Annotated in this window: 16 protein-coding genes and 1 pseudogene; 8 read left to right on the forward strand and 9 right to left on the reverse strand. The window is 66.4% G+C overall.

What is annotated here, in order from left to right; all coding sequences use genetic code 11:
* Positions 1 to 1,474, reverse strand: a 1,474-nt coding sequence (gene ppsA / locus V5A19_RS10485) for a phosphoenolpyruvate synthase (RefSeq protein WP_332327786.1), incomplete at its 3' end; no start/stop codon positions are given.
* A gap of 167 nt (positions 1,475 to 1,641) precedes the next feature.
* Here ppsA and V5A19_RS10490 point away from each other — a divergent pair.
* From V5A19_RS10490 to V5A19_RS10505, 4 genes are all read left to right on the forward strand, one after another.
* Positions 1,642 to 2,202, forward strand: coding sequence for a YqgE/AlgH family protein (locus V5A19_RS10490; RefSeq protein ID WP_332319356.1), 561 nt, complete (start codon positions 1,642 to 1,644; stop codon positions 2,200 to 2,202).
* A 72-nt stretch (positions 2,203 to 2,274) separates the two neighbouring features.
* On the forward strand, positions 2,275 to 3,255 hold the full coding sequence (locus tag V5A19_RS10495) for an aspartate carbamoyltransferase catalytic subunit (protein WP_332319357.1): 981 nt from the start codon (positions 2,275 to 2,277) through the stop codon (positions 3,253 to 3,255).
* A gap of 37 nt (positions 3,256 to 3,292) precedes the next feature.
* Complete coding sequence (locus V5A19_RS10500; protein WP_332319358.1) at positions 3,293 to 4,588, forward strand: dihydroorotase; 1,296 nt, start codon at positions 3,293 to 3,295, stop codon at positions 4,586 to 4,588.
* Positions 4,581 to 5,468 (forward strand): dihydroorotate dehydrogenase electron transfer subunit, encoded by an 888-nt coding sequence (locus V5A19_RS10505; RefSeq protein ID WP_332319359.1) that lies wholly within the window; start codon positions 4,581 to 4,583, stop codon positions 5,466 to 5,468. Before V5A19_RS10500 ends, V5A19_RS10505 begins: the two co-directional genes overlap by 8 nt.
* A gap of 105 nt (positions 5,469 to 5,573) precedes the next feature.
* Here V5A19_RS10505 and V5A19_RS10510 read toward each other — a convergent pair whose 3' ends face one another.
* Complete coding sequence (locus V5A19_RS10510; RefSeq protein WP_332319360.1) at positions 5,574 to 6,623, reverse strand: type IV pilus twitching motility protein PilT; 1,050 nt, start codon at positions 6,621 to 6,623, stop codon at positions 5,574 to 5,576.
* Positions 6,624 to 7,017: 394 nt separating this feature from the next.
* Here V5A19_RS10510 and V5A19_RS10515 point away from each other — a divergent pair, with 394 nt between their 5' ends.
* The 4 genes and pseudogenes from V5A19_RS10515 to V5A19_RS14380 form a co-directional block, all read left to right on the forward strand.
* A complete protein-coding gene (locus V5A19_RS10515) occupies positions 7,018 to 7,743 on the forward strand; it encodes a YggS family pyridoxal phosphate-dependent enzyme (RefSeq protein ID WP_332319361.1) in 726 nt (241 codons plus the stop codon).
* A 204-nt stretch (positions 7,744 to 7,947) separates the two neighbouring features.
* Complete coding sequence (proC, locus tag V5A19_RS10520; protein ID WP_332319362.1) at positions 7,948 to 8,763, forward strand: pyrroline-5-carboxylate reductase; 816 nt, start codon at positions 7,948 to 7,950, stop codon at positions 8,761 to 8,763.
* Between the two features lie 411 nt (positions 8,764 to 9,174).
* The gene (locus V5A19_RS10525; RefSeq protein ID WP_332319363.1) at positions 9,175 to 9,468 is read left to right on the forward strand and encodes a YggT family protein; all 294 of its coding nucleotides are present in this window, start codon (positions 9,175 to 9,177) and stop codon (positions 9,466 to 9,468) included.
* An 8-nt stretch (positions 9,469 to 9,476) separates the two neighbouring features.
* Positions 9,477 to 9,722: pseudogene (locus V5A19_RS14380) on the forward strand (DUF167 domain-containing protein); the annotation flags it as partial.
* Between the two features lie 471 nt (positions 9,723 to 10,193).
* Here V5A19_RS14380 and V5A19_RS10535 read toward each other — a convergent pair.
* The 7 genes from V5A19_RS10535 to V5A19_RS10565 all read right to left on the reverse strand — a co-directional run.
* Positions 10,194 to 11,558: an HlyD family type I secretion periplasmic adaptor subunit gene (locus V5A19_RS10535; protein ID WP_332319365.1), complete on the reverse strand. Its 1,365-nt coding sequence runs from the start codon at positions 11,556 to 11,558 to the stop codon at positions 10,194 to 10,196.
* Positions 11,559 to 11,571: 13 nt separating this feature from the next.
* Positions 11,572 to 19,509 carry an Mbeg1-like protein gene (locus tag V5A19_RS10540; protein WP_332327787.1) on the reverse strand — a complete coding sequence of 2,646 codons (7,938 nt, stop codon included), beginning with the start codon at positions 19,507 to 19,509 and terminating at the stop codon, positions 11,572 to 11,574.
* A gap of 18 nt (positions 19,510 to 19,527) precedes the next feature.
* Entirely contained in the window at positions 19,528 to 20,346 is an 819-nt protein-coding gene (locus V5A19_RS10545; RefSeq protein ID WP_332319670.1) for a hypothetical protein, read from the reverse strand.
* Positions 20,343 to 21,587, reverse strand: a complete 1,245-nt coding sequence (locus V5A19_RS10550; protein ID WP_332327788.1) for an Mbeg1-like protein — start codon at positions 21,585 to 21,587, stop codon at positions 20,343 to 20,345. Before V5A19_RS10550 ends, V5A19_RS10545 begins: the two co-directional genes overlap by 4 nt.
* A gap of 17 nt (positions 21,588 to 21,604) precedes the next feature.
* Positions 21,605 to 22,426, reverse strand: a complete 822-nt coding sequence (locus V5A19_RS10555; protein ID WP_332327789.1) for a hypothetical protein — start codon at positions 22,424 to 22,426, stop codon at positions 21,605 to 21,607.
* On the reverse strand, positions 22,423 to 23,637 hold the full coding sequence (locus V5A19_RS10560; RefSeq protein WP_332319673.1) for a lipase family protein: 1,215 nt from the start codon (positions 23,635 to 23,637) through the stop codon (positions 22,423 to 22,425). The genes V5A19_RS10555 and V5A19_RS10560 overlap by 4 nt, the downstream gene beginning before the upstream one ends.
* 36 nt (positions 23,638 to 23,673) lie before the next feature.
* Positions 23,674 to 24,298: hypothetical protein (locus V5A19_RS10565; protein WP_332327790.1), on the reverse strand; the 625-nt coding region annotated here is incomplete at its 5' end.

Genomic DNA, 24,298 nt, shown 5'->3' on the forward strand with positions numbered 1-24,298 from the left:
TCATCATCAGCTCCACCTGCTCCGGCAGAGACGCCTCGTCCAGCTCCAGGTCGTCCACGGCGTAGTCGAGGTAGCCGTCATAGACGTAGCCGGTATCGCCCTCGGCACAGGACAGGGTCACCGGCTGGTCCGGCTCCAGCACCCGGGTGGCCTCACCGCTGCCCACCACCGCCGGAATGCCCAGCTCCCGGGAGACGATGGCGGCGTGGCAGGTGCGCCCGCCGCGGTTGGTGACGATCCCCGAAGCCAGCTTCATGATCGGCTCCCAGTCGGGATCGGTCATGTCCGTTACCAACAGATCGCCCTCGTTGAAGTCCTTGAGCTCGGTGGGGCTGTTGATGATGCGCACCGGCCCCCGGGCGATGGCGCTGCCCACGCTGCGGCCCGTAACCAGGACCTCGCCGTCCTCGGTGAGGCGGTAGCTGCGCAGCAGGTCCGACTGCTTGCCGGCGTGCACCGTCTCGGGGCGGGCCTGGAGCATGTACAGCTCGCCGGTCTCCTGATCCCGCGCCCATTCCATGTCCATGGGCGTGGGCTTGCCGTGCACCCGGGAATAGTGATCCTCCACCGCCACCGCCCAGCGCGCCAGGACCAGGGCCTCGTCGTCGGAAAGCACGAAGCGGTTGCGCTCGCGCTCGGGCACCCGCTCGTTGCGGGCCTCGCCGGCCTCGTCGTAGACCATGCGCAGGGCCTTGTCGCCCAGCTTGCGCCGGATCAGGGCGGGCTTGCCCTGGTTCAGCAGGGGCTTGAACACATAATACTCGTCGGGGTTCACCGCGCCCTGGACCACGTTCTCCCCCAGCCCAAAGGCGGCGGTGATGAACACCGCGTCCTCGAAGCCGGACTCGGTATCGATGGAGAACATCACCCCGGCGGCGCCGTTGTCGGCGTAGACCATCTGCTGCACCCCCACCGACAGGGCCACGTCGAGATGATCGAAGCCGCGCTTGGCGCGGTAAGAAATGGCGCGATCGGTAAACAGCGAGGCCAAGCACTTGTGCACCGCGCGCAGGAGGTTTTCCTCGCCGCGGACATGGAGATAGGTATCTTGCTGACCGGCGAAGCTGGCGTCGGGCAAGTCCTCGGCGGTGGCCGAGGAACGCACCGCCACCGCCACGTCGGCGCCCAGGCGCTGGCACATGGCCCGGTAGGCCTCGCGGATGCCCCCTTCCACGGCCTCCGGGATGGCGGCGTTGAGGATCCAGCCCCGGGCGCGCTCGCCGGCATAGGCCAGGTCGGCGCGGTTGTTTACATCGAGACCGTCGAACAGGGAGCGCAGCGGGTCGCGCAAGTCGGCCTCGTCGATCAGGGCGCGGTAGGCCTTGGCCGTGATGGCGAACCCCTGCGGCACCCTTACACCGGCTGCGGCCAGGTTGCGGGTGATCTCGCCCAGAGAGGCGTTCTTGCCGCCCACCTGGGGCACCATGTCCATGGTCAGGTCCTCGAAATCGATGATGTAGGGGACCGCGTTCATGCCTCGCTCGCTAAGGGGTTGGTTACGGTAGGGTTCGCCCGCCTCGTGCTCCCCCGGGGGGCTTAGGTATACTATCCGGATTCGATGCCGGTGGGCCACAGATCAGTGTGCCCCCTCTGGCCACCCCCGAAAAGGGCCCGACGGGACCCTCACGCGGAACGAGCACCATGAACAGCACCGATCTCACCGGCTACCTGCTGATCGCCCTGCCCACGCTGGAAGACTCCAACTTCGCCAACAGCGTGGTGTACATCGCCAGCCACAGCGATGAAGGCGCCATGGGCCTCGTCCTTAATCAGCCCTCGACCATCACCATTGGCCAGGTCTTTGAGCAACTGGAGATCCAGATTACGGCCCTCGGAGCCGAGGAGGAGCCCGTGTTCTCCGGGGGCCCGGTGCAGCAGGAGCAGGGCTTCGTGCTCCACTCGCCCGAGCTGATATGGGAGCACACCCTGCCTATCAATGATTTCAGCGCCTTGACAAGCTCCCGGGATATACTTGAGGCCATCGCCCAGGGCGCCGGCCCCGGCCACTACCGCATGATGCTGGGCCATGCGGGCTGGGGGGCCGGCCAGCTTGAAGGCGAGTTGGCCGAGGACGCGTGGCTAACGGCCCCGGCCAGCCCCGAGCTGCTATTCGAGACACCGTTCACCGACCTGCGCGAGGCCGCCGCGAGCGCCCTGGGGGTGGACATGACCCTGCTGGTGGGCCGCGGCGGCCACGCCTGATTCGGAACCCGACGTTGCCGGCGGTAAGGCCGGCACCCCCATGCGACCCAGACCCACTGCCCGCGACAAGCCATGAGCCCAAGCCAGCCAGCCACCGACGACGCCGCCGACCTGCCCCGCCACCTGCTGGGCCTGGAAGGGGTGTCGGCGGGCACCATCAATCGCGTCCTGGAGGAAGCCCAGGGCTTCCGGGCGCTGCTGGAGAAGGCGGACAAGAAGACCGACGCCCTCAAGGGGCGCACCATAATCAACCTGTTCTTCGAGGCCAGCACCCGCACCCGCACCAGCTTCGAGCTGGCGGGCAAGCGCCTCTCCGCCGACGTCATCAACATCAGCGCTTCGGCGTCGTCGCTGCAGAAGGGTGAGACCTGGCTGGATACGGTGCGCACCCTTGAGGCCATGACCCCCGATGCCCTGGTCATCCGCCATCCGGACAGCGGCGCCCCGCACTTGGCGGCGCGCGCGCTGGACAGCCACTGCGCAGTAATCAACGGCGGCGACGGCCCCCACGAGCACCCCACTCAGGCCCTGCTCGACGTCCTCACCATCCAGCACCACAAGGGCCCCATCGACGGGCTGAAGGTGGCCATCGTGGGCGACGCCGCCCACAGCCGGGTGGCACGTTCGCAGATCCACGCTTTGCACACCCTGGGCGCCGCCGAGATCCGGCTGGTGGGGCCCAAGACCCTGATGCCGGCCGAGGCGGCGCCGGCTCTGGGGGTTCAGGTCTTCCACAACGCCGATGCCGGCCTGAAGGGCGTCGATGTCATCATCATGCTGCGCATGCAGATGGAGCGCATCCGCGGTGCCGCCGTTCCCAGCCAGCGCGAGTACTTCCGCCTCTACGGCCTGGATCCGGCCCGCGTCGAGCGCGCCGCTGACGACGTCCTGGTGATGCACCCTGGCCCCATGAACCGCGGTGTGGAGATCGCCTCGGAGGTGGCCGACGGCCCCTACTCGGTGATCCTGCCCCAGGTCACCAACGGCCTCGCCATCCGCATGGCGGTGCTCAACCTGCTGGCCCGCCAGCGCCAAAGCGCGGGCCCCGCGTGACCCGTTACCCGTTTCGCAATAGGGAGTAGCGCGTCCAATGAGGACCGTCATCCAAGGCGGCCGGGTCATCGACCCGGCCAACGGTGTCGACAGCGTCGCCGACGTCTACATCGCCGAGGGCCGCATCCAGGCCGTAGGCGAGACGCCCCCGGACCTCCGGGCCGACGAGACCATCGATGCGGCCGGCTGCATCGTCTGCCCCGGTCTGGTGGACATGCACGTCCACCTGCGCGAGCCGGGCCAGGAGTGGAAAGAGGACATCACCAGCGGCTCGCGGGCCGCGGCCGCAGGCGGCGTCACCTCAGTGGCCTGCATGGCCAACACCCGGCCGGTGAACGACCGCCGCAGCGTCACCGAGCAGATCAAGGCCACTGCAACCAGCGTGGGTCTGGCCCGGATCCATCCCATAGGGGCAGTCACCTGCGATTTGGCGGGCGAGGCCCTGACCGAAATGAACGAGCTGTACTCCGCCGGATGCGTCGCCTTCTCCGACGACGGCCGCCCCGTTCCCGACGCCGGGGTCATGCGCCAGGCGCTGGAATACGCCGCAACCTTCGGCTACCTGCTCATTCTGCATGAAGAGGAGCCGACCCTCTCAGACGGCGGTGCCATGAACGAGGGCGCCCATGCCACCCGCATGGGGCTGGGCGGCATCCCCAATGCCTCCGAGGACGTCATGATCGCCCGCGACTTGATCCTGGCTGAGCTCACTGGGTCCCGCATCCACATCGCCCACGTAGCCACCGCCGGCGGTGTCGATCTCATCCGGGAAGCCCAGGCCCGCGGCCTCGCGGTCACCGGCGAGGCCGCGCCGCATCATCTCTTCCTTACCGACGCCAACGTCGGCGCCTTCGACAGCCACGCCAAGATGGCACCGCCGCTGCGCAGCCTGGCGGACCGCGAGGCGGTGCGCGGGGCGGTGGCCGACGGTACCCTGACAGCCATCGCCACCGACCACGCGCCTCACGAGGCCGATGCCAAGAACGAGGTGTTCGCCTGCTGCGCCAATGGCGTCACCGGGCTTGAGACCCTGCTCGGCCTGACCCTGAAGCTGGTGGATGAGAGCGTTCTCGATCTGGCCACTGCCCTGGACCGGGTCACCCGCGGCCCGGCCGCGGTGCTGGGCCTGGACGCCGGCCGATTGGGCGTGGGCGATGTGGCCGATGTCTGCATACTGGATCCGAACGCCCGATGGCAGGTGGACCCTGCCGGCCTGCACAGCCGGTCCGTGAACACCCCCTTCACCGGCTGGGAGCTGCGCGGCCGGGTGGAGCGCACCCTACTGGGCGGCCGCGCCGTCTTCCCCTTCGCCCAGGAGCCCACCGGTGGCTAACGCCTTCCAGGACCGCCGCGGCACCATCTTCGCCGAGGACGCCGCGGTCATCGCCCATACCGAATGGCCCGGCGACCAACTCGAGCTCCGGGTCCATGCGCCGCGCACCGCGGCAACCGCCCGTCCCGGCCAGTTCGTCCACATCGCCTGCGATCCCCTCCTGCCCATGCGCCGGCCTTTGTCCATCCAGCGCACGGATCCCGAAACCGGATGGGTGGAGTTTTTGTACAAGCGCCTGGGCTTCGGCACCCGGCTTCTGGCCCGCCGACAAGTCGGCGAGGCCCTGAGCCTGCTCGGCCCCATCGGCCGCCCCTTCGAGGTGGGCGAGGACATCCACTATCCGGTCCTCATCGGCGGCGGCGTGGGCATACCCCCCGTAATCTTCCTGGCGGAGGCCCTCAAGGACCGCCGGGGCCTAGCCCCGGCGGCCTTCCTGGGCTCGGAGGTGCCCTTCCCCTTCGACACCGTGGCCTCTGACCTTGCCCAGCCGGGCCTCCCCGATGAGGCCACCGACGCCGATGCCCGGCTGGAGCACTGGGGTATCCCCTCTCGGCTGGCCTCTCATGCCGGCCTGGCCGGGACCTACGCCGGCTATGTCACCGACCTGGCGCGCGCCTATCTGGAGCCCCTGGCACCACCGGAGCGCCGGCGGGCGGCCCTCTACGCCGTGGGCCCCGAGCCCATGCTGGAGGCCGCCGCCAATCTCGGCCGCGAGCTCGGCGTGGCCACCTGGCTGTCCCTGGAGGAGTACATGGCCTGCGCCGTGGGCGGCTGCGCCGGCTGCACGGTGCGGGTGGCCGAGCCCACCGGCCCGGCCATGCGGCGGGTGTGTGTGGACGGGCCGGTGTTTCCGGGCGAGCAGGTCTACCCGGGGCCCTGATCCACTTCCATTCCCGCAGCCAGCCCCCCCTTCCCACCACCCCGAACGCCAAAAGGCCCCGGCCGTTGCCGGGGCCTTTTGGCCGCGGGATAGGCTCCTCGCCGGCTACGCCGCCTTGATGTTGTCCGGGTTGTTGGCCTTGGTCACCGCCTCCGCAGGGCTGATCTTGTTCTGCTTGATCAGGTGCTGGAGGTTCTGGTCCAGGGTCTGCATGCCGTCCTGCTGACCGGTCTGGATGGCGGAGACCATCTGGGCGGTCTTGTTCTCCCGGATCAGATTGCGGATGGCGCCCGTACCGAGCATGATCTCGTGGGCCGCCGTCCGGCCGCCGCCGTTCTTCTTGAGCAGGGCCTGGGAGATCACGGCCTGCAGGGACTCGGAGAGCATGGCCCGGACCATATCCTTCTCCGCGGCCGGGAAGACGTCGATGATGCGGTCAATGGTCTTGGGCGCGGAGCTGGTGTGCAAGGTACCGAGCACCAAGTGGCCGGTCTCGGCGGCGGTCAGGGCTAGCTGGATGGTCTCCAGATCGCGCAGCTCGCCCACCAGGATGATGTCCGGGTCCTCGCGCAGGGCACCGCGCAGGGCGTTGGCGAAGCTGTGGGTCTGGGCGTGGACCTCGCGCTGGCTCACCAGGCAGCTCTTGGTGGGGTGAACGAACTCGATGGGATCCTCGATGGTGAGGATGTGACCAGCCCGACTCTCGTTGAGGTAGTTGACCATGGCCGCCAGCGTGGTCGACTTGCCGGAGCCGGTGGGCCCGGTCACCAGGATCAGGCCCCGGGGCTTTTCCACGATCTGGCGGAAGATGGAGGGCGCCCCCAGATCCTCCAGGGTCAGGATCTCCGAGGGAATGGCCCGGAAGGCCGCCGCCAACCCCCGGTCCTGGTGGTAGGCGTTGACACGGAAGCGGGCAACATTGGGGACCTCCATTGAGAAGTCCGTTTCCAGCTGTTGCTCCAGGTTCTTGCGCTGGTCGTCGGTCATGACATCGTAGATCAGGTCGTGCGCCTGCTTCTCGTCCAGCGCGGGGGCCTTGATCTTCTTGATGTCGCCATCCACGCGGATCATGGGGGGCTCCCCAGCCGACACGTGGAGGTCCGAGGCGTCGTGCTTGACCGCGAATGTCAGCAGTTCGGAGATGTCCATGGCCATCACCTTATTTCCTTGCCTTGAGAACCTGGGGTGATCCTAACGGCTCCGTTGCGCCAACGCATCCCCTAATCTGAATTCCTCCAGGGTAAACTCGTTCAAACAACTCGGGTGCATCGGAAATTCGGGAATACGGACCAAGGCCCCCGTAGGAGCCCGATTCATCGGGCGAGCCGTCGGTTCGGGCCTCGATCCGCCAGGGTCTCGCCCGGCGGAGCCGGCCTCTTGCAAACCCCCGATCCAGGTAGGCAGTGGTCCGGATGCAGCCTTGACCGGCTCGCTATTTAGGGCGCCTCGCTGGAACTATTGGACCCTGCGGGTCAGCCCCGCCCGGCCGTTGTGTCCATGATACCCTGCCGGTCTGACCCTTTTTCCCCTTCCGGTTGCGGATAGCGGCATGAGCCAAGCCCTGGATCCCGACCAGCTGGCCCTCAGCCTGGCGAACGTGGACGCCCGCATGGAGGCCGCCGCACGCCGGGTCCGGCGCGATCCCGCCCGCATCCGACTGCTGGCGGTTTCCAAGACCTTCCCGGCCCCGGCCGTGCGCGCCCTGGCCGAGGCCGGTCAGAAGGCCTTCGCCGAATCCTACGCCCAGGAGGCGGTGGACAAGCTCGACGCCACCGCCGACTTGGAGCTGGAGTGGCACTTCATCGGGCCCCTCCAGAGCAACAAGGCCAAGCTGGTGGCGCCGGGCTTCGCCTTCGTGCACTCCGTGGACCGGATCAAGACCGCCCGGGCCCTGGACCGCTGCCGCGAAGACCTGCCGCCACTGGACATCTGCCTCCAGGTCAATGTCAGCGGCGAGGCCGCCAAATCCGGCACCGCTCCCGAGGGTCTAACCGATTTAGCCGAGCAAGTGGCGACGGAATGCCCAAATCTCCGCCAGCGCGGGTTGATGACCCTGCCCGCGCCGGCGGCGAGCCCCGAAGCCTCCCGGCCCGCCTTCCGGGAGCTGGCCGGGCTGTTGGCCGGCCTTCGCCGGACGGGGCCGGAAGCCTCCTGGGACGTGCTGTCCATGGGCATGAGCAGGGATTTTGAGGTCGCCATCGAGGAGGGCGCCACCCACGTGCGCGTGGGCTCGGCCCTGTTCGGGGAGCGCGACGAACGTGAGGATGAGACTTGAGGAGGGAAAGGAAAAGGCGAAAACGGCGGTATCGCAGATGACGCCGTTTAACGCAGATGGGACGGACAAACCAATACTCTAAACCGGGGCCTTCTTCATCTTCGCCTTTGCCTTCATCTGCGGCCATCTGCGAAATCTGCGGATAACGCCTGTGGCGTTGCCGTTACCCCTCACGCCTCTGTGCAACCACAAGGAGCCAAGGGCATGGCCAACGACCGCACCATCGCCTTTATCGGCGGCGGCAACATGGCCGCCAGCCTCATCGGCGGCCTGCTCGAGGCCGGCTGGGATCCCGAAACCCTCGCCGTAGGCGAGCCCGACGAGGCCCGCCGCGGGCACCTAGTCGAGCGTTTCGGCGTCACCGTCACCGGGGATAACGCGGCGGCGGTGAAAGGGGCGGCCACCGTGGTTCTGGCGGTCAAGCCCCAGGCCATAGAGGCGGTGGCCGGCGAGCTCGGGCGCATCATCCGCGACGATCACCCCCTTGTGATCTCGGTGGCCGCGGGCATCCGGTTGGAGAAGCTGCGCCACTGGCTGGGCGTGGCCGCCCCTCTGGTGCGTGTCATGCCCAACACCCCCGCCCTGGTGGGATCGGGGGTCTCCGCCCTGTACGCCGGCGACGACGTCGATGGCCCGGGGCGGGCGGAGGCCGAGCGCATCCTGCGCGCCGCCGGGGAGGTGGTATGGGTACCCAAAGAGGCGCACATGGATACCGTTACTGGTGTCTCCGGCAGCGGTCCGGCCTATTTCTTCCTGATCCTGGAGGCCCTGGAGGAAGCGGCCGTAGCCGAGGGCCTAGACCGGGAAACCGCCCGCACGCTGGCGGTGCAGACCGCCAAGGGCGCTGCCATCTTGGCCGAATCCAGGGACGAGGCCCCGGCCGGTCTGCGCACTGAGGTGACCAGCCCTGGCGGCACCACGGCCCAGGGCGTGGCCGCTTTGGAACGCGGCGGCGCCCGCCCCGCCCTTGCCGACGCCGTCGCCGCCGCCGCCCGCCGCTCGCGGGAACTGGGCGATTGAGGCGTGTCGGCCCTGGCTTGGCTATCCCCTGCGGTCCGGACCTTTGGGAGCCCGGCTCCTCCGGGCGAGACCTTGCCGGATCGAGTCATCCGAACCGACGACTCGCCCCGCCCCTTAACCCTTACGGGCATTTGCTATTGGCAAGATAGGTACCAGGTTGAGGGGCGGGGCTACTTCGCAGGCGTAATCCGCCGGTAGTGCCACGGGTAGGAACCCGGCTCCGCCGGGCGAGCCGTTGGATAGAGCTCGGTCCGGAATCAATGGCTCGCCCAATGAATTGGGCTCCTACCGGGGGCGAGGTCCCCGGGCTCGACTGCCTCCGCCTGAGTCAACCGGATAGCCAGCTTTGTTATCATACGTGGGCTCCGCGACCTAACGTGGTTAGATCTCCCCCATTAAGGAGCACGCCGCATGGCCCTCTTCGGCAACTTCCTAGACGCCCTCATCTTCCTGATCAGCGCCGTCCTCCGGCTCGCCTTCTGGATCGTGCTGATCCGGGTGCTCATGTCCTGGGTCAGCCCCGATCCCGCCAATCCCTTGGTGCGCGCTCTGTACCAGGTCACCGACCCCATCCTGCGCCCCGCCCAGCGCCTCATCCCGCCCATCGGCGGTCTGGACCTTTCCCCCATCGTGGTCCTGCTGGCCATCGAATTCCTGCGCATCTTTCTGGTCGGCAGCCTGCAGCAGCTCACCCACGGCATGTAGGGCCCGGCATGGGCGATTTCTTCGCCTGGGACGGCCGCGATCTGCTGCTCCATGTGCGGGTCCAGCCCAAGGCCGCCCAGGACCGGATCGCTGGCCTCCACGGCGACGCCCTGAAGGTGCGCATCACCGCCCCGCCCACCGACGGCAAGGCCAACCGGCATCTGGCCCGGCTATTGGCCAAGGAGCTGAGGGTACCCAAGGGGGCGGTAACGGTGGAGAAAGGCGAAAAGGGGAAGGACAAGACCCTGCGCCTGGCCGGAGCCGACCCCGAGGTGCTCGCCGCCGCGCGCGCTGGGGCGTCTGAGCCATCCGCGCCGCCGAGCCCAGCGCCACCCGGTGCCGCGGCCGGGGCTCATTCCATGCCCCGCCGCCACGGCACGGGCAGCGCCGGCAGCCCCGACCAGGCCACACCTGCCCCCTCCTCGAGCAGGAAGGTTAGGAAGGTCCGGGCTGCCGACGACAGCTGCTTGCCCTTCGGATAGACCAGGAACCAGTGCCGCTCGATGGGGAATCCGACCACGTCCAGCAGCGCCTTCAAGCCCGCCGCCCGCAACCGGCCTGGACCAGCCGGTCGCCTGCTGGGTCAGCCTCTATCACGTGCATGCCGGCCTGATCATGGGAAGCGCCCTCGACGCCCTGGCGGGCGGCGAGTGGCAGTTCGCGGGCCCGTAGAGGACCGACGGGAACCGGGGAATCCGCCTTGCCGGTTAAGGCCCCGCTTGGCCCTACCGCTGCCGCCCGGCCTCCTTTAGGCCCTCGGTGATGGGCGAGAGGACGTATTCCAGCACGCTTCGGGTCCCCAGCTTGATCTCGGCGGTGACGTGCATGCCCGCGCGGAGGTCCAGGCGCTCGCTGCCGTCGGTCATGTGCTGGCGGCTCAGGCTCAGCAGCGCCGGGTAGCGGTTGCCTTGCTTGCCCTGGCTATTGCCCTTGGCCTTGTCCCCCTTCTGGCTCTGGCGTCCCCCGCCGGCGTCCGGACTCACATGGTCCACCTTGGCCTCGATGGTGCCGTAACGCTGGAAGTCGAAGGCCGTTAGCTTGAGGCGGGCCTGCTGGCCTTTATGGACGAAGCCCACATCGCTGTTGGCGACGAAGACCTCGGCCTTCAGGGCCTGGCCGCTGGGCACCAGGCGCATGAGCACCGCCCCCGAGGGCACAACCGAGCCCTGCGTATGGGTGGCGAGCTGTTTCACAACACCGTCCTCCGGCGCCTCAATGCGCATCAGGTCGCGGCGGTGGCTTAGCTTGCGCTTTTTCCGGCGCAGCTCGTCGATGCGGTCCGCCATCTTCACGCGCTCGTCCAGCAGGCGCTTGCGCCGCTCGGACTGCAGTGACGCCAGCTTGCCCTTGACCGCCTCGATCTCGGCCCCCAAGGCCTCGATGCGGTGCTTCTGGGCCGCCAGCTGCTGCTGGGCCTTGATGCGGGTACGGCGCTTGTTAAGCAGCTTCACCTGGGAAGTGTAGCCCTCGGATTCCAGCTTGCTCAGGGCCTGCTCCCCGGAGCGCAGGATAGGCAGGGTCTGCTCGAGGCGCTGCCGGGTGGCCTTGGCCGACGCCAGCTCCTTGCGGGCGCGCTCCAGGCGGGCCCGGTGGCGGGCCCGGGCGTCCCGGTGGGACTGCAGGTTGCCCCGATGCTTGGCCTTCATCCGCTGGAACAGCGCAGCGGGATCCGACTCCTGCTTCTCGAAACTCCTGTCCTGGAGGCCGGCCCGTATGCGGCGAAGCTCCAGCCCTGCCTTGGCCATCTGCTGGGTGACCCGCTCCCAATCGGCATCCGCCAGGAGGGTGTCCATAACCACCAAGGGCTCGCCCTGGCTGACCTGGTCCCCCGCTTCCACCAGGATGCGCTTGACCCGGCCCTTCTCGAAGGGCTGGACGATCTTGAGCCGGCCCTCGGGCACCAGCTGGCCGTCGGCCTTGGCCACCACGTCCATGCGGCCGATGGCGGCCCACACCACCACCCCGAGCACCAGCGCCAGCAGTATTCCCAGCAGGAGGCGGGGCCGCGGCGAAGGCGGCCGTTTGACCACTTCCAGCAGGCGCGGGTGGAAATCCGGAACCGCCGGTTCATCCCTGCCTTGCCTGGCCATGGATGCGCTACTCTCAGGCGCTTCCGGAGCCTTGCAGGTCCTGCGGCTTCTCCCCGAAGCGCTCCTGCGCCAAAGCGGCCAAAACGGTCTTACGGGAAGCCCCTTCCAGGGAACCCTTGGTCCCGTAGCGGTGGGCCAGCTCGCCGCCCAAAGCCTCGCTGTCGCTGCTCGCCAGGTGGCTGTCCAGGGCGGCGTCCATGGCCTCCCAGCGCTGGCCCTTGCCGCCATCCTTGCCTCCGGGTGCGGCCTGGGCCTGGTCGAAGGCATCAACGATCTTGGAGAAATCGTAGCGGTTGAGCTTTTTGTTGGTGGCGGGATCAAAGCCGTCGCTGGCCTGGGTCACTATCTGCAGGGTGACCGATTCCGGACGATTGGAGCCGCCATCGGCGTACCAGTCCGCCAATAGGAGGCCTTTCCCGCCGCGGCCCCGGCCACTTCCGCCGGTATGCAGGAGGAGATCGTCCCGGCGCTGCCTCAGGCTCAGGTCGTCGAGGCCCGTGCCGCCGCCGAGGGAGAGGGTGAGCTTGTCGGCGTCGCCAAGGTCCGTCACCCGGTCGCGGCCCTCGCCCCGGTTGTGCAGCACCACGTCGCTGCCTTCGGCGGCAAGGCGGTCGCGGCCCGCGCCTCCAGCGAGGAGGTCATTGCCGTCTCCTCCGAGGCGGTCACCGTGGGCGCCACCGACGAGGGCATCGCTATCCGAGCCACCGGCCAGGCGGTCGCGGCCGTGGCCGCCGGTGGCCCAGTCGGTGCCGGAGCCCCCGGCGAGGCGATCGGGGAGACCGCCTCCAGTAAGGCGGTCGGCGCCGCCGGCTCCGGCGAGCCGGTCGCGGCCGAAGCGGCCGGTGAGGGTATTGGCCCCGGCGTCGCCAGTAAGGCGGTCGCGGCGGACGGAGCCAGCCACCGCTTCGATACCGTTCAGGCTATCGCCCGCGGCCGTGCCGCCGGTGGCGGTACCGTCGCTCAAATCAACGGTGACGCCCCGCCGAGACCGGCGATAGTCGGCGGTGTCGGTACCGGCGCCGCCGGTCAGGGTGTCCCCGCTCCGGCCGCCGCTCAGGCGGTCGTCGCCGGCGCCGCCGGCCAGGCGGTTGGCGCCCCTGTTCCCGGAAAGGCGATCGGCGTGGGCCGAACCACGGGCGCTCTCCATGCCGAACAGGAGGTCGGTGCCACTGGCCTGGCGGGCGTACCCGAAGCCCGGGCCCAGGCGGAGGGTCACCCCGCTACCCGCCCGGGCGTAGCTGGCGGTATCGCCGCCGCGGCCACCGAACAGCAAATCGCTGTCCGCGCCGCCGGCGAGGGTGTCGCCGCCGGCCCGGCCAACCAGCCAATCGGTCCCGGCCCGGCCGGCGAGGCGGTTGGCGCCGCCGTCGCCGGCAAGGAAATCGTTATGGCCGGAGCCGATGACGCCTTCGATGCCGACGAGGCTGTCCCCGGCGGCGGTGCCATCGATGGCCGAGCCCGCTGCGAGGTCTACGCCAACGCCTTCCCCGGAGCCGCCGTAGGCGACGGTATCGAAGCCCGCCCCACCGGCCAGGGTGTCGGCGCCGGCCCGGCCCTGAAGGGTATCGTCGCCGCCGGCTCCGGCAAGGGTGTTGGCCCCACTAGCACCGGCCAGACCATCGCCTTGGGCAGAGCCGGTGACGGCCTCGATGCCGCGGAAGGTGTCGCCGGCGGCCGTGCCGCCTTCGCCGCTGCCGGCGGCGAGATCGACGCCAACCGCGGCCCGGGAACCGGTATAGGCGGCGGTGTCGATGCCGGACCCGCCGGCGAGGGTATCGGCCCCGCCCCTGCCCTGGAGGGTGTCGCCGCCGGCGGCCCCGGTCAGGGTATTGGCCCCCTCATCGCCGGCCAGATGGTCCCCGTGCGGGGAGCCGGTGACGGCCTCGATGCCGGAGAGGGTGTCGCCCTGGGCCGTGCCGCCGGAGGCCGCAGCCGCCGCCAGGTCAACGCTGACAGCCGCGCCGGAGGCGCCGTAGCCGGCAGTGTCGAAGCCCGCGCCGCCGTCCAAGTCGTCAGCTCCGGCGCCGCCCGTGAGGCGATCATCGCCGGCGCCACCCGCGAGGACGTTGGCCCCGCCCCCGCCGGTCAGGATGTCACCGTAGGCGGAGCCGGCCACCCCCTCGATGCTGCGCAGGGTGTCGCCTTCCGCAGTGCCGCCGGAGGCGCTACCGGCGGCCAGATCCACGGCGACTCCGGCGCCCGAATCGGTGTAGGCGGCGAGGTCGGCCCCGGTGCCGCCCGCCAGGGTGTCTGCGCCGGCACCTCCCATGAGGCGGTCATCGCCTCCGTTCCCGAACAGCCGGTCGTCGCCTTCCTTGCCGAGCAGCTGGTCGTCACCCTCCAGACCCCGGATGCGATCCTCAATTGCGGTGCCCCGGACGACGTCGTCGCCGTCGGTGCCGTAGAGGTCGAAGCCGCGGGCGAGCAGCTCCCGGTAGGGCAGCTCGGTGCCGTCGGCGAAGCGGAAGGTGTCGACGGGAGCCTGGGCGTAGGGCTGATCGGGGTCGAAGCCCTCGATGTGGACGGCCCCCTCGCCAGGCACCCGGAGCTTTAGCGAGCCCAGACCGAGGGTGATGTCTGCGGGGGCGATACCTGGACCGAAGGCCAGGGTGTTGCCGTCGTCCGCGTCCTCGATGGTGGCGGTGCCGGAGCGGTAGATGTAGCGGTCCTGACCCGCCCCGCCCCGGAGTACGTCGGCGCCGCCGTCGGCGATCAAGGTGTCGGCCCCGGTGCCGCCTTCCTGGGTGTCGTCGCCCGCGCCGCCGGCAAGGCGGTCGGCGCCGCCACGGCCCCTCAAGGTATCGCCACCAGCACCGCCGGCCAGCCGATTGCCGCTTGTATCCCCTTTAAGCGTGTCGCTGTAGGGGCTGCCGGTAATGGCCTCGATGCTGGAAAACGAATCGCCCTCGGCGGCACCGGCCGCCTGGCTGGGGTCAGCGAGGTCCAGAGTCAATCCGGCGGCGACCCCGGCGTAGACCACGCGATCGCGGCCACTGCCGCCAAGCAGCTCATCGGCGCCTTTTCCGCCGGACACGACATCATCGCCGGCCTCGCCCGCCAACCGATCGCCTCCGGCCCCGGCGCGCAGGACATCGTCGCCGGCACCACCCCGCAGGCTGTTGGCCCCGCTCGTGCCGGTCAGCCGATCATCGAACGCGGAGCCTTGGACGTCCTCGATGGCTGTCAGGCTATCGCCGGCCGCGGTGCCACCGCTCGCCTCGCCGGAGGCGAGGTCCACCGTCACGGCCGCGGGGGAATCGGCATACCGCGCCTTATCCCGGCCTGGCCCGCCGGCGAGGGTATCCGCCCCCTCGCCCCCGGTCAGAACATCCGCGCCGGTTCCCCCCTGGAGGCCGTCGCCCCCCGTTCCGCCAATCAGGGTGTCGTTATTGCTCCGGTACCGGCCGGGTGAGTATCCCGCCGGATCATCGAGCTCGCCGACTACTCGCGGTTGTCCCGTAACCGCCTCCCCCGGTACCAACGGCGGCGGCGCCTGCCCGTCCTGACCGCCAATCAGGGTATCGCTCCCGGCGCCCCCTTGAAGGCGATCGTCCCCGGAGCCGCCATCCAGGAAGTCATCCCCGGCACCGCCGGCAAGCTCGTCACGATTGGGGGCAACGACCGCCTCGTAATTGCCTCCCTCCCGGAGGATCCCAGTTTCCGGGGGCATCCCCGCCGGAACGGCAAACGTCCAGACGTTACGCCCCCCGAACAGCCGGTCATCCCCAGCGCCGCCGACCAGATGATCGTTGGAGCCACCGCCGTCGAGATGGTCCGCCCCTTTCCGCCCTTCGAGGGTATTGGCGTACTTATTGCCCTGGATCCGGTTCCCGAGGGGGTTGCCGGTACCGTCGATGCCGGAGTCGGGGTTAAGGGACAGGTTTTCCACATGGGCCGGCAAGGTGTAGGAACCGAGTCCGCTAAGGATCCGGTCCTCGCCTTCCCCGGCCCGCTCCACCACCGTATCGGTCGCGTAGGAAGTCTCCCGGAGCCGATAGCGGTCATCTCCCCGGCCGCCGTACAGCACGTCGTGGAAACCGTCGGCCCAGCGACCGTCCCCATTCAACAGGTCATCCCCGCCCCCGCCATACAGGCGATTCTCCTGGTAGTCACCGGTTATCTCGTTGGCCAAGTCGTTGCCCTTGAGCACAACGGTCGGGGCGCCGGGATTGGAGGCGGAAGGCCCCCATTTGGCCTGAAGATCCTCAACAGAGCCCGGCAGTGTGTAGCTGATCCGATCCGAGCTCCGCTGCTCAGCCGGCACCCAGGCTTCGGTCTGGTTGTCGGGCACTGACAACAGCACCTTGTCGTGGCCGTTCCCGGCTCCCTCCATCACCCGCGTGCCCCAATCCGACAGGCTGTAGAAATCATCGCCGGCACCGCCTTTCGCCACGTCCCGGGTCGCGGCATCGGCATTGGGCTGGAGGGCCGCGGTATAGGGCGCGAGGTGGTCGTCGCCCGGGCCGCCTTCCAGGACATCGGCATAGTAACTGCCGCGAAGGGTATCCTCGCCCGCACCGCCCCGGATCCGATCCCGGCCGAGCGGCTGCTCCTGGGGCTCGGGGGGGTCATCGGGCTGGGTGATGGGCACCTCGACGTATTCCACCTTGGGGCCTCCAAACCCCGGACTATCGGCATTATCCTTCTTTACCCACTCGGTTAGCTGGGCCTTGCGGTAAGAATCGTCGCGTGGCTGGTACACATCGATCAGGTCGGTACCGCCATTCAGGTTGTCATTGCCGGGCCCGCCGTTGATCCGATCGCTTCCCGGGCCGCCATCGATCCGGTCGTCACCCGCCCCGCCGACAAGCCGGTCGTCTCCGGCGGTACCGGATAGGTTGTCGTCTGTCCCGGTTCCGGTCTGCTCGATGCCCAGATCCAGGAGCTCGTCCCGGGTAAGCTGCGAGCCGTCCGCGAAGACGAACCGGTCGATCGGGGTGGTCTGGGCGGGCGCGGACGGGGCGAAGCCTTCCAGGTGGACGGATCCGGCACCCTGGACGTTGATCTGGAGCGATCCCCGGCTCAGCGAGAGGTCGCCCGCCGAGATCCCCGCACCGAACCGCAGCTCGTTGCTCCAATCCGGATCCTGGATCCGGAGGGCGCCGTCGCCGCGGTTGTAGGTATAGACATCGGCCCCCCGGCCGCCGGCTAGCAGGTCCTCACCGCTTCCGCCCGTCAGGAAATCGGCGCCGGCACCGCCGAATAGCTCGTCCGCGGCCGCGCCGCCGAGGAGGGTATCGTTGCCGGCAAAGCCCATCAGGACGTCCTTACCGTCGCCACCGGTCAGAACGTCGCCGCTGGCAGCCTCGGCGGCGAAGGGGCCGTCTCCGTAAAGGCGGTCGGAAGCGGCGCCGCCACGAAGGGTATCGGCGCCACCGCCACCGACTAGCTCGTCGCTGCCTCCCCCGCCAACCAGGGTATCCTTTCCGTGGTAGGCGGCTTCGATCCCCTTGGCGTCGCCATAGAGGAGATCGGAGCCATCGCCGCCTTGTAAGCGGTCGGCACCTCCCCCTCCGAAGAGGTCATCTTCCCCGCCACCGCCTTCAAGCTGGTCACCCCGGTCGAACTTTCCTGACTGGGTCACGCTATCGCCGTACAGGATGTCACGGTTGTCACCACCGAATAGGCGATCTTTCCCACCATAGCCTACCAACCGGTCCGACCCGCCTCCCCCGGCGAGGTAATCGGTGCCATTTTCATCGGGAGGAAGCTGAGAAGAGGCCAAATCCCCCATGAGGGTGTCATCCCCCTCCTCACCCAAAACGGTGTCGTCCCCCGCTCCGCCCCAGGCGTAATCGGACCCGGATCCCGCAAACACGGTATCTTCGCCCCCTGCCCCAAAAGCGGCGTCCGCACCGCGACCGGTATAGAGCAAATCATTCCCGGTGCTGTCCGGCAGCAACGTGAGCAGATTCTGAAAATCGAAAACAGGCGCCTTGAACACCCCGGTCTTGGCCGTATTGAGGCTGATGGCCCAATTTTTTAAAACGGAACCGAATTCCGTATCTCCCCGCACGAAATCCCGTCCCTTCCCGGATACAACCAAATCATCGCCCCCGCCTCCGGAGATCGCATCATTGGATTCGGATCCGGTCAGAAGGTCCTTGCCTTCGTTACCGGCCAGAACGTCGCCCCCCTCGGATCCCTGAATATAAACCCCGGATTCGGGGACGATTCCCTGGCTCCCTGATCCGGTATTGCCCAGCCGGATGGCCTCCACGGCGGATAACCGCGCACCGCCGTGGATCCGGTCCGAGCCGTCCCCGCCAAACAGGAGGTCGCCATCGGCATTACCGACCATCAGGTCCGCGCCTTTGCCGGCGCTCATGGTATCCCGGCCGGGGCCACCGACTACCCAGTCGTCACCGCCTTCCCCATGCTCGAAGCGGTCGGAGCCCCCGCCGCCCTCGAAGTAATCGTTGGCCGGGGTGTCTCCGAAATAATCCTGGGTAGCATCACCTACCGAGGCATTGGTGGTCTGGGGGGCATCGGAGTCCGTAAAGGGCTCGTCCTGGATGGTGAGGTCGGAGATCGTTAACGAGGTGCTGGTTCCCGTGCGGCCGGGCAGAGAGACACCCAGATCACCGAGCTGCTCGTCCTGGCTGTCGCCGTCGGGCCGGGCTTGGAGGGTTAGGGTCGCCGTCTTCTCGCCCGGATCAACGACCAGGTACTTCTTGTAGGTCCGGGACTGCCCCGACCCCTCCACCTCGGTGACCACATCCCCGCCCACGACGTCATAGCCCTCGGTAACCCCCCGGCGCTGGTCCCAGGCGGGCAGATCCAGCGCAATCCGCTGACCCTCCCGGGCCATCGCCTTCTCCAGCTCGACGGTCACGGTCAGCGTGTTGCCGTTGGCCGCCTTCTCGTTCCAAGAGCCCTTGTCGGCGGAGACCGAGGTCAGGGTCTGGGTAGCGCGGCGGAGCTTGTCCTGGGCGGCTTCCAGATTGGCCAGCTCCTCGTCGGTGGCATCCGCGAAGGCCGGATGGTTGGTCTTGACGGCTTCCAGGTCGGCGATGAGCTTCTCGGCTTCGCCTTGGGTAAGCTCGGACTCGCTGGCGTAGAGGTCGCTGAAGAATTCGCTGATATCGCCGAAAAACCCGCGCTCCGGGTTGGCGTAGCCGTCCACGCCGTTGTTGACGGCTTGGACCGTCATGTCCTTCACCAGCTGGCCGGGGTCGTTATTGCGCTCGGCAAGCTGCTGGAAGACCCGGGCATTGCTGTGGCGGACAAATTGGTTCTCGACCAGGGCAGATCCAACGGCTGCGGCCATGGCAGCGGGAGCAGGCCAATCCCCGGAACGCATCGTCGAGACCATGACTTCCAGAGGGGATTTGCCCGGGAACCGAAGCTCGGATACGTCGCCGATGGGCGTCCCCGCCATGGAAACCACACTTCCATCGACCGGCCGGTTCACGAAACGGCCCTGCTGGCCGACCTTGCCGAAGCCATCCGTGACCGGGGTGCTGTCGAAGAAATCCTGAAATTGGGAAAAGCTGCCGCCCTCGGTAATCTCCTGCATGCCCGGGGCGTCGAAGCTCATCCCGCCCCAGCCATAGGCGTCGGCTACCAGCTGGGCGAGCCCGCCCCCGAGGGAATGGCCGGTGACCAGGATCTCCTGGTTGGGGAAGTTTTGGCGTACCCGCTCGGCAAATGCCAGGGCGTCCACGAACTGGGGGTCCTCGCCTTCGAGACCCAGAGATTCCTGGATAATCTCTTTGTTGGGGCCGAGCCAATCCTTGAACTTTTGATCGGTGCCTCGGTAGGCGATGACGAGCTGGTTTGTAGCAGGATTTTGGTATACCTGGGCAGAAAAACCGTGTTGCCCAGCGTTCTCCGGTAACGGAACTGGGACTTTTGACCAACCTGGAACATCACTGTTGCCATAACTCGCCATGCTCAGCTCGGCGAATTCCGCTTCGTTTATACCATTGATGGAAATTGGCGTAGCCATAGGTCATCCCCCTTTTTATTACTCGTTCATCACCTCACCCCAACCCTGGCGAGCGGGTTTACGGCTTCGTTCCTTCCAGTTTTTGTGAAGGCGCTTCATAAAAGAAACCGGAAGCTCAATACGGTGAATCACCTCGTGCACATCCTTCGGCGCCCACGCTGCCCCCCTCCAAGTATGCTGTTCGTATGCATACAATTCGATCCAAAAACGGGTCTGAGGAGGCGTCACACAAGATCCCCAAAACTGGATATAGGTAATACCTGGATAGAGATTCCGCTGGTATTCGCGAAATGAAGGGAAACCACCCAGATTTTGTTTTTCCGTTCCAATCTTTACTGTCCCCCCCAAATGGGGAACCCCAACCTCATGAGTCTCAAACTCGTAACGTTTTTTGTCCTTCTCTGTCTGCGGCACCAGATACGCCGGTGAGCTCGGCGGCAGGTACCGCCTATCCATCACCCGATCGGTGAGCCACTGGATCTTGGCTGAGGAAGGCACGTAGACGTCCAGGAAGCAGTAGCTTTCCGGCTTGGATCCCTTTTTCCCCTTGTGCGGGAAAACCGTCCGAATCCCCGGCCATTCCACCCGCCAGGCCGCGGCTACCGCACCCTTGAGCTTGGTGCTTTCCCACTTCTCCGGCATGCCGAAGCGCTCGGCGAACTCGGGCGTGTAGACCCAGACGTTGGTGTCCTCGGTGTAGGCGCTGCCCCGTTCGGCGGTCCAGGTGTCGGCGTAGGAATCGCCCGGTCCGCCATAGGCAACCCCGATCCCCCACAGGCTTAATCCCAAAACAGCGCCGCCAATCGCTGCTGCCATGCTCTGTTGGCTTTTCATCATGCCTGGGCTCCGGCAACCGAAATGGTGGCCCCCTCCGGGAAGACCCGGGGGAAACTGAGGTTGGCCGCTGAGGGTCCCCTTCCCTGACCTTCCCGATCAAAAGCCTTCTCCAGCTCAACGGTCCTATTCAGCGCGTTGCCGTTGGCCGCCTTTTCGCTCCAGGCGCCCGTATCCGCCGAAACCGAGGCAATGGTCTGGATCGCCCGGCGCAGCTTGTCCTGAGCTTCTTCCAAATTGGCCAGATCGTTCTCACTTGCTTTTTCAAAGGCCGGATGGTTGGTCTTGACCTCTTCCAAATCAGCGATAAGTTCCTCAGCTCCGGCATGGGTGAGTTTCGCCTCACCGGCAAAAAGACCACTAAAGAACTCCCCGACATCACCGAAAAAGCCCCGCTCCGGGTTATCGTAACCGTCCACTCCATTATTGACGGCCTGCACCGTCATTTCCTTAACCAGCTGGCCGGGCTCGTTATTGCGCTCAAATAGCTGTTGGAATATCCGCTCGGTGCTATGGCGCTCAAGCTGGTCCTTGGTCAATTTGGTACCGGCAGCCAGAACAGCTGCAGCACCCCCTCGCCACCCTTTGGTAACCATGGTGGACACCAGGATCTCCGCCGGAGACATGCCCGGATACCGCAACTCGGAGACCTCCCCGATCGAGGTGCCTACCCCGGATACGGCGCTATCCGCTACCGGCCGGTTTACGAAACGGCCCTTCTGGCCGACCTTGCCGAAGCCATCCGTGACCGGGGTGCTGTCGAAGAAATCCTGAAATTGGGAAAAGCTGCCGCCCTCGGTAATCTCCTGCATGCCCGGGGCGTCGAAGCTCATCCCGCCCCAGCCATAGGCGTCGGCTACCAGCTGGGCGAGCCCGCCCCCGAGGGAATGGCCGGTGACCAGGATCTCCTGGTTGGGGAAGTTTTGGCGTACCCGCTCGGCAAATGCCAGGGCGTCCACGAACTGGGGGTCCTCGCCTTCGAGACCCAGAGATTCCTGGATAATCTCTTTGTTGGGGCCGAGCCAATCCTTGACCTTTTGATCGGTGCCTCGGTAAGCGATGACGAGCTGGTTTGTAGCTTGATTTTCATAAACCTGGGCGGAGAAACCATGCTGCCCGGCGTTTGGAGGTAAATCCACATTTTGTTTAAACCAACCTTCAACCCCGTTATTCCCGTAACTCGCCATACTTAGCTCGGCGAAATCCGCCTCATTGATGCCATTGATGGAAATCGGCCTGGCCATGGGTCAACCCCCTTTTATTACTCGTTGATCACCTTACCCCAACCCTGGCGAGCGGGTTCGCGATTTCGTTCCTTCCAGTTTTTGTGAAGGCGCCTCATAAAGGAAGCTGGCAATTCGATACGATGTGTGACTTCGTGAACATCGGAAGATTTAACTCCCCAAGCAGCTCCCCCCCAAAAGAAATTCTCGTAAGCATGAATCTGAACCCAGGAACGGATTTGGGGAGGAGTTACGCAGGATTTCCAAAACTGGATATAGGTAATTCCCGGGTAAAGGTCCCGCTGATATTCCCTGATCGGGAATCCACCCAGGTCTTGGTCCACTGTCCCAAATTCCACCGTCCCCCCACTGCTGGGAACCCCAACCTCATGGGTCTCAAACTCGTAGCGCTTTCTGTCCTTTTCCGTCTGCGGCACCAGATATGCCGGCGAGCTCGGCGGCAGATACCGCCGGTCCATCACCCGCTCAGTGAGCCATTGGATCTTGGCCGAGGAAGGCACGTAGACGTCCAGGAAGCAGTAGCTCTCCGGCTTGGAGACCTCTTTCCCCTTGTGCGGGAAGACCGTCCGAATCCCCGGCCACTCCACCCGCCAGGCCGCGGCCACGGCGCCTTTCAGCTTGGTGCTCTCCCATTTCTCCGGCATGCCGAAGCGCTCGGCGAATTCGGGGGTATACACCCAGACATTGGTGTCCTCGGTGTAGGCACTGCCCCGCTCTGCCGTCCAGGTTTCGGCGTAGGAATCGCCCGGGCCGCCGTAGGCAACCCCGACCCCGCACAGGCTTAACCCCAAAACAGCGCCGCCAATCGCTGCTTCCATGCTCGGTTGCTTTTTCATCATGCCCGGACTCCGGCTCCCGAAATAGCGGCCCCTTCCGGGAAAACCCGGGGGAATCTGAGGCCACCCGCTGAGGGCCTCCTTCCCTGACCTTCCCGCTCAAAAGCCTTCCCCAGCTCGACGGTCACGGTCAACGTATTGACGTTGGCCGCCTTCTCGTTCCAGGAGCCCTTATCGGCGGAGGCCGAGGTCAGGGTCTGGGTAGCGCGGCGGAGCTTGTCCTGGGCCTTTTCCAGGTCGGCGATCTGCGCGTCGGTGGCGTCGGCGTAGGCCTTGCTGTTCCGCAGGGTGTCCAGCTGGCCGATCAGGTCCTCGGCCTGGGCCTGGGTCAGCTCCTTTTCGGGATTGAAGACGGCGTTGAAGTAGTCCCGCAAGGTGTCGGTGAAGGTTTGCTCGGGGGCGGTGTAGCCCTCGGTCCCGTAGGCCAGGTAGGAATCCACGTACTGCTGCAGCAGCACGCCTTCCTGCTCGGCCTGCTCCAGGTGGTCGATGAAATTGGCCATGGAATGGCGGCCGCTTTGATCAAAGCCCGTATCGGCAACGCCCGCGAAATACGCGGTCACCGCGGAGGGCGCGATCCCGGCCTCGATGGACAGGCCCAGAAGGTCAGGCCGCCCCTGTTCGGTGATCAGGTCATGCTTGGTGCCGATGTGCTCGCCGGGGAGGGTCGAAATCCCGCTGCCGAGGACCGTGTAGCTGGTCAGGTCCCCCACATTCCCCATGGACAGGTTGTTGGCCTGGAGGAAGGCGTCGATCAGGCCGCCGTCGGTAGGCGGACTGTAATTCCCCATCCCCGGCGCCTCGAAGGTCACCCCGTCCCAGCCGAAGGTGTCCGCCGCCAGCTGCGCCAGGCCCCCGCCCAGGGAGTGGCCGGTGACGGAGATATCGACGCCAAGGCCCTGGTAGGTATCCTGCACATTCTTGGCGAATTCCAGCGCATCCACGAACTGCGGGTCCTCCAGACCCAGGGCGATCTTGCCGTCCGTGGTGAGCAGGTCCTTATAGAGGTCGGACCACGGCTCCGTGCCCCGGTAGGCGATGACCACCTCGTCGCCCTTGCGAAAGGCCTCCCCAAAGAATCCGGATTCAGGATTGGAACGCGCCAGGCCCGTCCGTCCCCAACCTTTTTCCTGAAGCCCCATACTTTGAAGGGTAGCGTCTTCTCCCCCGTAAGCCAGCTGACTCAGCTGTGCATATTCCAGATTCGACACCATTTTCTTTTACCCCTTTTTAACTGTTTAACTACTAGATTATTTTCCTAGGATCTCTTCATATTCCCCTTGAGAAGGGTTTCTGCTCTTTGCCTTCCACTCGGCATACAGCTTTTGCATAAAGCTTTCAGGCAGCCGCACCTTGTGAATTACCGCATCCGCATTCCTTCTTGAGGTTCCTTCGGGCCGAAATTCAATATTCGATACCCCATCCCCCGGAGTGGTGCATGTCATGCTTAGGGAGAGGTAATCGACACCTGGATACAATTTTTTCCGGAATTTCCTAACAATCAGCCCCCCGAACCCGGCCTCCTCATACCGAACCAAGGCCCGGCCACTTAGCCCCACCGGCCGCCGTTGCCATTGCTCGTCTTTTTCCCGTTGGGGCATCAAATAGGTGGGAGCATCCGGCGTATACCACCAGATATCCGCAACCTTTTCATTGGCCCAGGGGATATCCGCGTCAGTTGGAAGGAAAAGATCCAAAACGCAACGCCGCACCGGCTTGCTGACGCCCTCCCTCTTGTGCGAAAACATCAATCGAGACGACGAGGTCTCCACCCGAAACGCCGCCCCATGGGCCCCCTCCAGCTCCCCGCTCACCCACTTCTCGGGCATGCCGAAGCGCTCGGCGAACTCCTTGGTGTACACCCAGACGTTGATG

Origin of the sequence: Thiohalorhabdus sp. (genome assembly GCF_036628635.1) — a bacterium.
In the GTDB taxonomy this organism is placed as follows: domain Bacteria; phylum Pseudomonadota; class Gammaproteobacteria; order Thiohalorhabdales; family Thiohalorhabdaceae; genus Thiohalorhabdus.